Source organism: Chengkuizengella axinellae, assembly GCF_030730905.1.
Classification (GTDB): Bacteria; Bacillota; Bacilli; order Paenibacillales; family KCTC-33759; genus Chengkuizengella; species Chengkuizengella axinellae.
The window spans coordinates 490,866-504,559 of the sequence record NZ_JAVAMP010000002.1 but is presented as its reverse complement, the minus strand read 5'-3'; the positions used below and the strand labels follow the sequence as shown (position 1 = coordinate 504,559).

Below are 13,694 nucleotides of genomic sequence, written 5' to 3'. Positions count from 1 at the left end.
AAAATTAAACAAATCTTCTACCGCAGTCTCTTTAATACGTGTGATGAGGTAAAACCACAATACGTGAATAAGTTCAGTTTTCATTACATTCATACATAACCGTTAGCCATCCATCCACCATCTACTATCAAAGTGGTTCCGCTTACATAATTAGATTCACTGGAAGCTAAAAAGATTGCAGGTCCTGCTAAATCTTCTACTTCACCCATTCGACCCGCTGGGATTCTTGCCACCATTTTTTCTGGCTTGTGAATTCCTTTGCTAATCAAATCTCTTACGATTTCTGTAACGATAAAACCTGGGCTAATGGTATTCACTTGGATGTTATGTTTAGCCCACTCTACTGCTAAGGTTTGGGATAATTGTTTTACTCCACCTTTGCTAGAGGAATATGCCGCACGTTCTGGAATCCCAGCATGAGATACAATTGATGTAATATTAATGATTTTTCCACCATTAGCCGCTTCAATCATTTGTCCACCAAGTTCTTTACACATTAAAAAGGTTCCTGTTAGATTGATATCTAAACACTTCGTCCAATTTTCTAAAGATAATTCTTCTGACTTTGACACCATAGTAATCCCTGCCGCATTCACTAATATATCTATACGTCCTAATTGTTCCATTACTTTTTTCCTAATCGAGATTACATCTTTCTCTTTAGATATGTCTGCTTCTATAGAGAGATGCTGCACACCGTATTGTTTAATAAACTCCGCTTGTTTTTCAAGTTGTGAAGCTGTCCTACTGATTAAAACAATATGTGCTCCTTCTTGTGCAAATCCTCTTGCAATCGCTGCTCCAATTCCCCTGCCGCTTCCAGTAACTACAGCAACTTTATCTTTTAATCTCAATGAAGTTAACCTCCTTCATCAATCATTTAAAATATAGCCTTCAACTCATCATTGGAATTTCATCTGTCGTCACTTAAAATACTCTGGGTATTGTTGTTTTAATGTATGTAAATCAAAATTCACTAGATTCAAGTGTTCTTTCATCAACTTTTCAGCTCGATCTCCATCCTTTTGTTTAATAAATTCTAAAATTTGTTTATGCTGAGAGATCATAATATCCCAATTATCATTGGATACTAGCCTTAACATACGAATTCGATTAAAATGTGACTTTAATTGTTCAATAATTTTCCAAGTCCTTACTTTATTGCAGCCAATAAATAGGATATTGTGGAATTCTTCATCTAATTCAAATAGGTTCTTATAATTGCCCTTTTCGGAGCATAGATGTTGTGTTGATACGTTGGTTTCTAATTGAAACAGCAAATCCTCAGGGAATTGCTCACATGCTAGTTTCACAATCGCTCTTTCCAGTTTCTCTCGAACAAATCTCCCTTCCTCTACAAAATCAAGATGAATGTACGAAACAACTGTACCGCTTTGAGGATAAATCTCTAACAATTCTTCTTGAGCTAATCTTAGAAAGGATTCTCTTACTGGAGTACGACTGACTTTTAAAGTTTCGGATATCTCTTTTTCTGAGATTTTTGTTCCTGGTTTTAACTCTAGATTCATAATTTGATTTTTTAACGTTTGATATATGTATTCCCTAGTTGATCCACTTTGCCGATTTTGTGTTTTCTGATTCAATCATGATTCACCTCCAGTTTGACATTAACACACTAGTATAACTACCATGGTAGTATTGTAGTTAGTATATCGAATTTGTTTTGAATTTTCAATTATTTTTGATAATTATACCGAAAAATATATATTTTAAATCAACTTGAAAAAGCTTTACCAACAGCAAAAGTTAGAACTAATCATGAAAGAAAAGCTTAGAAACTCACAAAATTCATAAAATAAGACCCTCATTTTCCTCTATTTCGGCACAGGACGTAACTGATTATAATCAACCACATGGACGTGAGGTGACTCGTATTGCCAAAATAGAAAAAGGGCCTTCACAGCCCCACTGTTTATCTATGTATAGTTAAGATTTTATTTCAATTCATCTAAACTTAACCAGTTTTTTCTAATTTTATTGATGACTTTCATCTTATATTTATGTAATAGCTGCCATAATAAAGCAACCAAGAAACTAATGATGGTACCTAAAATAATATAGTTTACAACAAATAAAAAATTGTTCATATAATATATTAAATCAATGAGACTAGTAATATATTTAATATAATGCACTCTAAACAATACTTCGATTAGAAATACCATAATATCGAAAATTATAACAAAAATCAGAACTACAACTATACATATGAACGAGCTGATACTTAACTTATTAAATATAGTTTGTTTTTGATTAGGTTCAGAACGTAACAATTCCAACCAGAGACTACCTGCTAAGCCAGGTAAAAATATGATCAAGACTAAAATAAAATTAACCAAATTAGCACCTCACACTCTTTTTTTCTATCATATCAATTTTCTTATATTATGAAAATATGAACATACTATCCATCCAAGGAAAACAGCACACAAATTTTTGATAGAATTTTTTTTATAAACGATCATAAGTTTTAACTTCTTGAACCAATGAAAACCTCACACAAACTGTTATTTCCCTTCTCGTCTTTGTCCAATTCAGCTTGTTCCATTTCTTGTTCCCTGATATAAGAAATATAGGATTGATCATATTTACTGAAACCCTAATAAGGATTCCTTCATTGGCTATTTGTCTGATTCTCCTATCACTGTGCTCCGATCTGTACTTTAATCGTTTGGATCACGACATAGAGGAGAGGAGAACCCTTTTTTAGCAGGAACAGAGTATATATCAATAATGAGTAGCTATCTTGTTTATCACGCCGTTATCCTCGAAAGTTCACCGCCATTACGCAATATCCTATATATCACTTCAAAAGCAGTAAATGAAACACCACTCTCATCGTTATTTGTAACAGCAATTTGCACCATTGAGTCAAGCAATACCTGTGTTTTCTCTGGTTCTTTGACAAACACTTCTAAAGTTAAAACTTCTTCAGGACTCCCATCAGTAAGAAAAATCGTATCTACTCTCCCATATGGGTTATTTACCGAAACAAATAAGTAATAGCAGATTGAGAGAAATATTCAAGTGATACCATTGTTTTATGCTTATGAGTCTTCGTTAGATTTGTTTTCTTTTAAATCATTTATAAAATCTTTTACAATATGGTTAAAAATATGGGGTTTTTCAATATTTGCAGTGTGTCCTGCACCAGGTATTAAACCTATCTTAATTTCTGGATTCTTACTCTTCATGAAAAGTGCTGCATTTATTTCATGTAGATCATTGCTACCATTTAAAACTAGAGTAGGCAATTTAAATGAAGATATACTCTCTTCGGCAACTGTGGGATATTCATACGTCATGACATAAAGCACCTTTTTTAAAGTATCTTTATACTTTTCACCGTGGACACCTTCTAAGTAAATTGCAGTCTTCCTATCATTTTCTTCAATATTCATAAAGTATTTGTACTGATACTCCATGATATCTTTCAAATCTTCAGGTATAAATGGCGTATAGCCAGTTAAAATAATCCCTTTTACCAAGTTCGGTTCTTTTAAAGCTGCATGAATTGCTAGAGAAGCACCTAAGGACAATCCGATAATATAACCTGCACCTGTTAATTTCAATTGCTCTATTAACCATTCAAGTGTATTCTCAAAATAATGACTGCTAGCTTCTATTTCTGATAGACCATGGCCAGGCAAGTCAAGATTTACAATTTCCATATGATCTTTGAAAAATTCTACTTGTTTTTTAAAGTGCAAATCACCAGTTCCCATAAACCCATGCAACATATAAATACGATCCAACATTTAATACCCCCAATGTTTCAGTGTTTATTGTAATTTTAACATATTATTTAACTTTATTTTGTATAATATTCCATTTTAATCACTAAAGTATAATAGAGAAAAAATGTTATACTTTTCCTATGTTTGTTACAATTGAATTAGAAGTAATAAATGAATTGAAAAAGGATGGTTTAAAATGAATCATAGAGGAGCAGGTGTGATTTTCCTGTTAATAGCTACATTGTTATACTGTTTTCAAAATAATATTTATCTAGTCATACTGGCTGTCTGTATTGGGGTAGTTTATTTATGGAGAGATATCAAAGGTATTTCAATGAAAGTTATCCATTGGTTAACCTCATTGGAAGACAGTTATGTCAAAAAAAAATAACACCGTCCCTATTGGAGTCTGTCCTACAAAAACAGTTTCGAGAAATGTGTATGATTATATACGAGAGTTTCATCATAAATTGCAGCCAATTTTGTAATAGAATCACATTATTCTTCTACTAGTTTTAGTGATTCCAACATTTTATTGATATCCTCATTGTATAGATTTAATATATGATCATTATAATCAACAACCGTTTCATCATTTTTTTTAGGATTCTCTTTTTCATATTTTGGTCTTAATTGCAGCCATATATAATTTTTTGTATAGTGATCCACGTCATATTCAAAAAACAATTCATTTTTATCTTCTAAACCTAATCCTTCTATAAGGATACCCGTTATCTTCCTAGTATCTTCAATACTTAACATCTCTTCTTTGTAACTTTCAAGATAGTTAAATAAGCCTTTTTCCATATCCACATTGTTGAGTTCAGCAATGATTAAAATTGATTCATATCTAAGTGCATTAGTAGTGGCGCTTTGGAGGATTTCTATCGGGTTTATATAATCTGTATTGTCTGACATTACCCTATTTATTACTAACCTTTCAATCCACTTATTGATATATTCCTCAGATATAATAACTTCATACTCATTATTAGCAAAAGTCACAGCATACTTCTCATCCTTAAATTGTTCCAAAATATCATTTTTCAGCTCTACTGCTTGCTTGATATCATTGGCATTAAAAGGAGGATTGAATTCCATTTCATCATTTTCTGATAGAGGTGTTTTTGAGATGTTTGGTTCCTCATTAAATAAGGTGTTGGGTGCTAAAAAAACACTCATGAAAATAAAAAGAATAAATATAAAATAATAGTGACATCTTTTAAGTTTCGCCATAGAACCACCTCCGACTTAGAATACAGTTTTTATTAAACAGCTTAATTTATACAATCAAAATTTAATCATACATTACCCATATATTTATTACAAAAAAAAATCTGCTTATACCAACAAAAGAACTATCAATATAACTCTAAAAATATGAGTGAGTGCAATTAGAAGTGAAGGAAGTGAAGTTTACATTTTGTGTCCAAAATGTTACAAAAAAGTGTTGACTGATCATTATCTGTAGGTTAACATTACCATATCGACTTTCGGTAACGTTACCGAGAACGTTTCCATAAGTATTTTCTAATTTTTAAAAGATATAAATTTATTTTTTACTCATACTTGTAAGCGTTAACAAAATTATTTGCTCATTTTCGGTAACGTTACCGAGATCTTCTTCACACCATATAAGCACTTACATTTAGGAGGTGAGTCAGTATTGGTCACCATAAAAGATATTGCAAAACAACTAGGTATTTCTGTATCTACCGTTTCACGTGCGCTAAATAATCATTCTGATATAAAAAAAGAAACAAAATTAAAAGTTTTAGAAACAGTCAAAAAACTTAACTATCGTCCTAATAGTATTGCTAGAAGTTTAATACATCAGCGTACTTTTACAGTTGGTTTAATGATTCCAGATATTACAGACCCTTTCTTCTCTACTATTGCTGTAGGTGCTCAAGAGCTATTGTCAGAACAAGGTTATCAAGTCATTATAGGCAACACTTTACGTGATAAAGACAAAGAAAAACATTTTATTGATAGTGCAATCGAAAGAAAAATGGATGGATTGATTGTTACACCTGATCATCTGGATGAAGAACTAATTGAATTGTTAGCAAATCTAAGTATACCTGTTGTCTTTTTAAGAAGAAAACCACCCAAAAAATTAAAATTGCCTTATGTTGATGTAAATCACTATAAAGGGGCATGTGAAGCTGTTGAACATATAATTTCTCTAGGACATAGAAAAATTGGCTATCTTGGAATGCCTCTTGAATCCCAAATTGCTATAGACCGTTTCCAAGGGTACAAGGATACATTACAAAAATACGATATTCCATACATAAAAGACTTTATCAAACTTACAGGAGGCAGAACAATACAATCAGGTCGAGAAACAATGGATCAATTCATCCCTAAATTACCTCAAATGACCGCCTTGTTTGCTTATAATGATTTGTTGGCTATTGGAGCATTGGAATCACTTGCACATCATCATATTCGAGTTCCAGAAGAAATTTCAATCATGGGATTTGATGATTTGGAAATATCAAGTTTATATTGGATTCAATTATCAACTATGTCTCAACCACGAAATCAAATGGGACGTTATGCTGCAGAGACCATACTGAAAATGATGAATCCATCCGTGACAAATGAAATACCAGAATATATCATATTGGATTCTACTTTAGTTCAGAGGAATACTTGTACACATGTTGTTTGATTATCATTCATTATTTCTTTACATCATATGGTTAAACGCTTACTCTCTACTGTTCCAAGATATAACTTCTATATCATCAGCTCTTTAAGTGTTCAATGATATTTCATTAAGGGAGGGGATAACAAGTCATTCTGCATTCACTTGTTCGTTGTATTTATTCTTAAATTTATGGAGGGGTCTATTTTATGAAAAAAATGATTTTAGTATTGTTCTCTGTATTGTTGATGTTAAGTATTGTTGCAGCGGGTTGCGGATCAGGGTCTAACACAGTATCCGTTTATACTGCATTTCCAGAGCAGGAAGTTATCGTTTATCTTGAAGCTTTTAAAGAAGAAACAGGCATAGAGGTAAAACATGTCCGTTTATCTGCCGGTGAAACATTAGCACGCATTAAAGCTGAATCATCAAATCCACAAGCTAGTGTTTGGTTTGGGGGACCATCAGATACTTTTGTGGCTGCAGCAAATGATGGTTTATTAGAAGCTTATCAGCCTGAGGGAGTATCCAATATTCCAGAGCAATTCAGGGATGTTAAGAAGGTATGGACACCGATTTATGTAGGAGCTTTAGGCTTCGCTAGTAATAGCGAATGGCTTGAAAAAGAAGGGTTAGAACCTCCACAAAGTTGGGCTGATCTTTTAAAACCTGAATATGCAGGTAATGTAACAATGGCTCATCCAGCTTCATCTGGTACTGCTTACTCTATTTTTGCAACACTTGTACAGCTTAAAGGAGAGCAAGAAGCACTGGATTACTTCTTACAGCTTGATGAAAACATTAGACAATATACAAAATCAGGTTCTGCACCAGCTAAACAAGCTGGCTTTGGTGAAACAGGCGTTGGGATCTCCTTTGCACATGATATCTTAAAACCTAAACATGAGGGTTATCCAATTACGCTTTCTTTCCCAACTGATGGCACAGGTTATGAGGTAGGTGCTGTAGCCTTAATTAAAGGTGGTCCTAGCGATCAAGCTGAAAATGCGAAGAAGTTTATTGATTGGGCTATAAGCAAACAAGCACAAGATTTGTATGCTGACTCTGGATCTTTCAGATTACCAGTTAACCCTGAGGCAAAAGTACCAGAAGGTGCAGTTAAACTATCTGACCTAAGTGTAATAGATTATGATGCAGTATGGGCTGGAGAAAACAGAGATGATTTATTAGATAAATTTGAGTCTTATGTAGTTGGTAAAGAATCTGTAGTAGAATAATTCATTATTTTTTCATGGAGGCAGCCACTTTGCTGCCTCCATATGAATTACCCATCAGCTCCATTTACCCAATATCAAATATCAGTTCATTTATCAACCGTTGGATCCTTAACCAAAATATTATTTTTCGTATAAAGGAGTAGAGGCGCTTGGCAAATACAAATACAACGCCATCAACAAACAAAATAGAAACCAATGGAAGTAGACAGCTCAAACGTATGAAAATGCTCATAAAAGAGCCTTACTTGCTTGCTATAATCATCATTATCTTTGTTTCTTTATTTGTATTTTCAATTTATCCAATCTATCAAGTATTTAAAATCACAGTAGTAAATGATGAGGGACTTTTAGATTTATCATTAATCGTAGAAACGTTTACTAGCAGTTTTTTTCTAAAAACATTATGGAATAGTATCCAGCTTGGTATTTTATCAGCCATTTTTGGGACGATCATCGGGTTTATTTTTGCATACGCGGTAACACGTACCGAAATGAAAGGGAAAAAGTTCTTTAATCTTGTTGCACTGCTGCCGATTATCTCTCCACCATTTGTCATCGCATTGTCTGTCATTTTATTATTTGGTCGAAATGGGATTATCTCAAATGGATTATTTGGTTTTGATGACAGCAATGTCTATGGTTTAAGAAGTTTAGTATTTATACAAACATTAGGTTTTTTCCCTATTGCTTATTTAAACTTAAAAGGGGTTCTTGAAGCCATTGACAGCTCTGTAGAGGATGCAGCATTAAATTTAGGAGCTTCTCGTTGGAAGGTGTTTAGAACCATCACTCTTCCATTAGCTGTTCCAGGTATTCTTAGCTCGCTGCTTCTGGTTTTCATCAAAGCGATTGAAGACTTCGGAAACCCAATGGTTATCGCAGGAGAATATCAAACATTAGCTGTTCAAGCATATCTGCAAATTACAGGGATGTATGATTTAAGAGCTGGATCATTTTATGCTGTTGCTTTATTATTGCCTTCACTTACTGCTTATTTCATTCAAAAGTATTGGATAAATAAAAAATCTTATGTCACCGTTACAGGAAAACCTACACAGGCCAGGATGAAAATTAATGAAAAACATATCGTTCTTCCTTTATTTATTTTCTGTGGTTTGATCACAGGAGCCGTTTTACTTATATACGGAACTGTATTATGGGGGGCATTTGTTAAGGTTTGGGGTGTTGACAACACACTCACGCTCGATAATTTTAAATACACATTTACATTAGGATTTGATTCCGTTCAAAACTCATTGCTCTTATCAGCATTGTCGACTCCTATTACAGCTATCTTAGGTATGATCATTGCCTTTTTAATTATTAGAAAGCAATTTATAGGCAAAAAACTAATGGAAGCATCATCCATGCTTGCTTTTGCAGTGCCCGGTACGGTCATTGGTATTGGATATATTTTAGCATTTAATCAGAAACCATTATTATTAACAGGTACCGCTTTGATCCTAATTATTGCTTTTACCTTTAGAAACATAACTGTAGGAATAGAAGCTGGAACTAATAGTCTTCGTCAAGTGGATCCTTCCATTGAGGAAGCATCTACCAATCTGGGAGCTAGTTCATTTACTACCTTTAGAAAGATTTCACTTCCTTTAATGAAATCTGCATTATTTTCAGGTCTAGTATATTCATTTGTTCGTTCAATGACATCTATTAGTGCAGTTATATTTTTAATATCCGTCAATTGGAATTTATTAACTGTTACTATTTTGTCTCAAGTAGAAGATGCTAGCCTAGGCGCTGCTGCCGCTTACTGTATTATCTTAATCGTTATCATATTAATTGTAATTGGTTTACTAGAATTTTTTGTGAATTACTTATCATCATCCAAAAGGAGGAGTTACAGATGACAAACGTCAGCGCACCTATCAAAACACATTCAGTGGATGTAAAGCTATCTAACCTATTAAAAATTTTCCCCACTCACGACGGAAGTGAAGATTTTTATGCGGTAAATGAAATCGAATTAGATATTAAAGCAGGTGAACTAGTTACATTACTTGGACCCTCAGGCTGTGGTAAAACAACAACATTAAGAATGTTAGCAGGTTTTGAATTGCCCACATCAGGTTCCATTCATATTGGTGCAGACAATGTAACAAATGTTCCTCCCAATAAACGTAATGTGGCTATGGTATTTCAAAGTTATGCCCTCTTCCCTCATCTATCAGTATTTGAGAATATTGCATATGGTTTAAAAATTAACAATGTGCCAAAGGGGGAAGTCATTGATCGAACCTTCAAGGTTATCTCATTGATGCACTTAGAAGAATTTAAAGACCGTTTGCCATCTCAGTTATCTGGCGGACAGCAGCAGCGTGTAGCTTTGGCAAGAGCAATTGTTACTGAACCAAGGGTATTATTGTTTGATGAACCTTTATCCAATCTTGATGCTAAATTAAGAGAATATATGCGGGATGAGTTGAGGAAGATACAACAAAGATTAGGGATCACTAGTCTCTATGTTACACATGATCAAACAGAAGCAATGGCTATATCAGATAAGGTCGTCATTATGAACCATGGGAAAATTCAACAAGCAGACAATCCCATCGATATTTATACTAGACCAAATAATCATTTTGTTGCTGGCTTTATGGGAAAAGCCAACTTCTTGCATGGAGTTGTAAAAGATGTGAAAGATAAAAAAGCAATCATTAATATACTAGGCCAAACCATATCCGTCAGTGTAAATGACAAAGTGAAGCTTTCCGAAAACGGTCCCGTTGATTGTGTAACTCGTCCAGAGTTTTGGGAACTTTCAGAGGAAGGGAAATTTAACGGTGAAATTACTAGAGTTATCTATTTAGGAAATCACGTAGAATACGAAGTAGCTTTAGGAGATGAAACCATCACCATGATGGATTTTGAGCATTATAAACATGGGATTAAACAAGAAGGAGAACGAATTAAACTTCACTTAAAAGAAGAATGTGTGAGTTTATTACCTCCTAGGAAAGAATATGTTAAGGAGGGGCTTGTTTGAATAACTACTTAGAAGTTGCAAAACAAATCGCAAAAGAAGCCGGACTCTTATTAGAAAATAGAGTTACAGATGAATTTCAGGTTGAACAAAAGAAGAACGTTTTTGATTTAGTTACCGAAATGGACCTAGCCTCCGAAAAATTAATTAAAAAACAAATCAAAAAGCACTTTCCTGAACATCAAATCATTGGAGAGGAAGGTGTTTCGGATGGTACAGATAATCTAGAAGCTTTGTTTGATCACATTGCAGACATTCCATTTGCATGGATTGTTGACCCTATTGATGGAACTACAAATTATGTTAACGGACTTCATAGTTATACAGTATCCATTGCATTAGTCTCTTATGGGAAAATTCTAATCGGAGTCATCTACAATCCCTCTCTTGATGAAATGTTTTGGGCTGAGAAAGGAAAAGGAGCATTCTTAAACGGAAACAGCATTCATATTAATCCTACTGAAAAGTTAAACGAAAGTGTCATCTCCACAGGTTTTCCTACAGATATCGAAGGAGCTCGTAAATATGTCCTTCAAGGAATATCTCAGCTTGGTATCGTTGCTCGCAACATTAGGGTATTGGGATCAGCCGCCCTGCATTGTGCTTATGTAGCAGCTGGAAAGTTAAATGCTTATTGGGAAATAGGCATCAATGTATGGGATGTAGCAGCTGGAGTCTTAATAGTAAAAGAAGCTGGTGGTAATGTTATAGATACATTAGGCAACCCCTATCAATTATCAACTCGTAATTTGATCTGCTCAAATGGAAAAATAGATCAGGAGCTTGTCACCCAACTCAAAAAAGCACAAGCAACTGGTTTTTAATAAATAGATACAAAAAACCATGGACTTTTCGTCCATGGTTTTTTGTTAATAATGGATAGAAAATATCCCAATTTTTTTTAGGCAGAACTATCTTTTATTTTAATATTTAGCTGTTTAACTTGTTTATTTGCCTCAGAAGAATGATTCCATTTATCAATTTGATCAAAGCTATACTCCTCTAATTCTGGAATCATAACCTGAATTGTTCCATTATCAACCCATTGATAATCAAGTATAGGATACTCAAACGCTTGTATTTCATTTTCTAGTTCCAATTCTATAAAATTTTCTACATCCATTATTAAAATATTACTTCTTATCACCCGATTCATTTCATTCCTAGCAAACAAAAAAGCTAGATTTTTACCATCTGGTGATAATTTGACCTCTTGAAACAGGCCAAACTCTAAGTGTAAACTATCTATCCGTTGTTGGTTTTGTTTTATTAGTAAGAAATCTCGCAACTTGACAGCACAACCATAACGAAGTAAATAATAATCACTTGAACCTGTTGAATTTAATTCATCTATGTTCATACAGTTCGTTTCCGTTTCAAGTTCAATTCCCATTCCTTCAATAAAGGCATTTAATATAGGCAAATCAGATGATTTTGCCTCGAACACTCCATTATCATATGGAACTTTTAACCCCCCCCCCTTCATTCATTGGTACATAACTGAAGAAAACAATAAAACCAATGACAACTGCAAATACAATTACAGCAGCGTTCTTTTTGTTCATAACTTCACCTTTATTGTATTTTCTTGTTTTTATATCTTTATCTTAACACTGCTTCATAGGAGAAACTATGAATTTATCTTTCACCTCTCATTTCCTAGGAAATGAGAGGTGTTTACAATTTGCACCAATCCAACTATAATATATTCTATCTTTTTAAATGGGGTGAACTGGATGACTTTCCATATTGTTCGAAGTAACTAGTTTCAGGACTGAGAATGGTCTAGTATTAGACCGACATTCTTTTAATAAACTATAGATTAGGATGTTTTTGTTATTTTTACGGTTCTGGAACATAAAAATCACACTAAGTAAATGTAGGCGTAGACTATCTATTACTCTATTTAAAGGTGGAACAAAATAATGAATGAATTAGATTATGAAAAATTTTATGATAAAGTCGGTAAAACAAATGGCTGGGATTTTAGTCAAATGAAATGTAAAACGGAAGAAGAAACATGGGATTTTTACCAAGATGTCACCAAAGAGCTTAAAAAGTCTGATGTATTACTTGATATCGGAACTGGTGGAGGAGAAAGTCTATTAGAAATCGCATCCTCAGCAATGATGTTAATAGGAATAGATTTATCACATTCTATGGTTGATACAGCACAAAAAAATGTATTAAATTCTCCATACGAAAATGCAGCTTTTTTTCAAATGAATGCAGATAACATACAATTTCCAAACCAGTTTTTTAATGTTATATCCTGCCGTCACTCTCCATTCAGTACGTCAGAAGTTGCTAGGGTCTTAAAAGAGAATGGGACTTTTTTCACTCAACAAGTAAGTGAACATGACAAATATAACTTGATGGAGAAATTTGGACGCGGAACAATTCATAAGAAGGATGGCGAACTTAAAAATCGTTATCTCAACGAGTTAAAAGAAATTGGTTTCTCTGAAGTAAAAGCATATGAGTACAATGTAGCGGAATATTATGAGACCGAAGATGATCTTATATTTTTATTGACACACACACCAATCATTCCGAATTTTGGGAAAGACAAAGAAGATTTTAAGCTGCTAAAACAGTTTATTGAAGAAAATCAAACTAAAAAAGGTATTGTTACAAATTCTAAGCGATTTAAAATAGTAGCTCGAAAGTAATTCATACTCCAAAATATAAATATACTAACAGGCAAGTTACTTTTTCTCTTTAAAGCAACTTGCTTTTTTATAACATCAGAGTTTTTGTGACTGACTTATTATTTAGAATCATCATAATCATAACGCAATCCATCTAAAGATGTAACCTCGTAACACTGTTGATTGTCATTTCTTGGCAAATTTTGCAATTTGTTTAATACTTCACGGTAATTTAATGAATTTCTATAACCATTGCAATTACGTATCGCATCATTTAATGCTTGTTCGATCGTAGCCATGTCTTTCGAAGTTAAATTCATAACACTTTCCCCCTTACTTCAATATGGAAAAATATAAGTTATATTTTGTCCAAGATTAATCATCTCATTC

Annotated in this window: 15 protein-coding genes; 7 read left to right on the top strand and 8 right to left on the bottom strand. The window is 33.5% G+C overall.

Features of this window, described 5'->3' with window-relative positions; translation table 11 throughout:
• Positions 1 to 89: 89 nt before the first annotated feature.
• The 5 genes from Q5Y73_RS08060 to Q5Y73_RS08040 form a co-directional block, all read right to left on the bottom strand.
• The gene (locus Q5Y73_RS08060) at positions 90 to 854 is read right to left on the bottom strand and encodes an SDR family NAD(P)-dependent oxidoreductase (RefSeq protein WP_305991347.1); all 765 of its coding nucleotides are present in this window, start codon (positions 852 to 854) and stop codon (positions 90 to 92) included.
• Between the two features lie 69 nt (positions 855 to 923).
• Positions 924 to 1,604, bottom strand: a complete 681-nt coding sequence (locus Q5Y73_RS08055; RefSeq protein ID WP_305991346.1) for a GntR family transcriptional regulator — start codon at positions 1,602 to 1,604, stop codon at positions 924 to 926.
• Positions 1,605 to 1,955: 351 nt separating this feature from the next.
• The gene (locus tag Q5Y73_RS08050; RefSeq protein ID WP_305991345.1) at positions 1,956 to 2,360 is read right to left on the bottom strand and encodes a hypothetical protein; all 405 of its coding nucleotides are present in this window, start codon (positions 2,358 to 2,360) and stop codon (positions 1,956 to 1,958) included.
• A gap of 414 nt (positions 2,361 to 2,774) precedes the next feature.
• The gene (locus Q5Y73_RS08045; RefSeq protein ID WP_305991344.1) at positions 2,775 to 2,933 is read right to left on the bottom strand and encodes a hypothetical protein; all 159 of its coding nucleotides are present in this window, start codon (positions 2,931 to 2,933) and stop codon (positions 2,775 to 2,777) included.
• Positions 2,934 to 3,068: 135 nt separating this feature from the next.
• On the bottom strand, positions 3,069 to 3,779 hold the full coding sequence (locus Q5Y73_RS08040; protein WP_305991343.1) for an alpha/beta fold hydrolase: 711 nt from the start codon (positions 3,777 to 3,779) through the stop codon (positions 3,069 to 3,071).
• A 175-nt stretch (positions 3,780 to 3,954) separates the two neighbouring features.
• Between Q5Y73_RS08040 and Q5Y73_RS08035 the strand changes: the two genes are divergently transcribed.
• A complete protein-coding gene (locus tag Q5Y73_RS08035; RefSeq protein WP_305991342.1) occupies positions 3,955 to 4,149 on the top strand; it encodes a hypothetical protein in 195 nt (64 codons plus the stop codon).
• A gap of 107 nt (positions 4,150 to 4,256) precedes the next feature.
• On the opposite strand, the gene Q5Y73_RS08030 is transcribed toward Q5Y73_RS08035, so the two are convergent.
• Positions 4,257 to 4,994, bottom strand: a complete 738-nt coding sequence (locus Q5Y73_RS08030) for a hypothetical protein (RefSeq protein ID WP_305991341.1) — start codon at positions 4,992 to 4,994, stop codon at positions 4,257 to 4,259.
• Between the two features lie 430 nt (positions 4,995 to 5,424).
• Between Q5Y73_RS08030 and Q5Y73_RS08025 the strand changes: the two genes are divergently transcribed.
• The 5 genes from Q5Y73_RS08025 to Q5Y73_RS08005 all read left to right on the top strand — a co-directional run bounded on the left by Q5Y73_RS08025 (position 5,425) and on the right by Q5Y73_RS08005 (position 11,477).
• The gene (locus tag Q5Y73_RS08025) at positions 5,425 to 6,438 is read left to right on the top strand and encodes a LacI family DNA-binding transcriptional regulator (RefSeq protein ID WP_305991340.1); all 1,014 of its coding nucleotides are present in this window, start codon (positions 5,425 to 5,427) and stop codon (positions 6,436 to 6,438) included.
• A gap of 185 nt (positions 6,439 to 6,623) precedes the next feature.
• Positions 6,624 to 7,652 (top strand): ABC transporter substrate-binding protein, encoded by a 1,029-nt coding sequence (locus tag Q5Y73_RS08020; protein ID WP_305991339.1) that lies wholly within the window; start codon positions 6,624 to 6,626, stop codon positions 7,650 to 7,652.
• A 149-nt stretch (positions 7,653 to 7,801) separates the two neighbouring features.
• On the top strand, positions 7,802 to 9,520 hold the full coding sequence (locus tag Q5Y73_RS08015) for an ABC transporter permease (protein ID WP_305991338.1): 1,719 nt from the start codon (positions 7,802 to 7,804) through the stop codon (positions 9,518 to 9,520).
• On the top strand, positions 9,517 to 10,656 hold the full coding sequence (locus Q5Y73_RS08010) for an ABC transporter ATP-binding protein (protein ID WP_305991337.1): 1,140 nt from the start codon (positions 9,517 to 9,519) through the stop codon (positions 10,654 to 10,656). The genes Q5Y73_RS08015 and Q5Y73_RS08010 overlap by 4 nt, the downstream gene beginning before the upstream one ends.
• Positions 10,653 to 11,477, top strand: coding sequence for an inositol monophosphatase family protein (locus Q5Y73_RS08005; protein ID WP_305991336.1), 825 nt, complete (start codon positions 10,653 to 10,655; stop codon positions 11,475 to 11,477). The genes Q5Y73_RS08010 and Q5Y73_RS08005 overlap by 4 nt, the downstream gene beginning before the upstream one ends.
• A gap of 77 nt (positions 11,478 to 11,554) precedes the next feature.
• Here Q5Y73_RS08005 and Q5Y73_RS08000 read toward each other — a convergent pair whose 3' ends face one another.
• On the bottom strand, positions 11,555 to 12,100 hold the full coding sequence (locus Q5Y73_RS08000; RefSeq protein WP_305991335.1) for a hypothetical protein: 546 nt from the start codon (positions 12,098 to 12,100) through the stop codon (positions 11,555 to 11,557).
• A 478-nt stretch (positions 12,101 to 12,578) separates the two neighbouring features.
• Between Q5Y73_RS08000 and Q5Y73_RS07995 the strand changes: the two genes are divergently transcribed.
• Positions 12,579 to 13,325, top strand: coding sequence for a class I SAM-dependent methyltransferase (locus Q5Y73_RS07995; RefSeq protein ID WP_305991334.1), 747 nt, complete (start codon positions 12,579 to 12,581; stop codon positions 13,323 to 13,325).
• 98 nt (positions 13,326 to 13,423) lie between these two features.
• On the opposite strand, the gene Q5Y73_RS07990 is transcribed toward Q5Y73_RS07995, so the two are convergent.
• On the bottom strand, positions 13,424 to 13,624 hold the full coding sequence (locus Q5Y73_RS07990) for a hypothetical protein (RefSeq protein WP_305991333.1): 201 nt from the start codon (positions 13,622 to 13,624) through the stop codon (positions 13,424 to 13,426).
• Between the last annotated feature and the right edge of the window lie 70 nt (positions 13,625 to 13,694).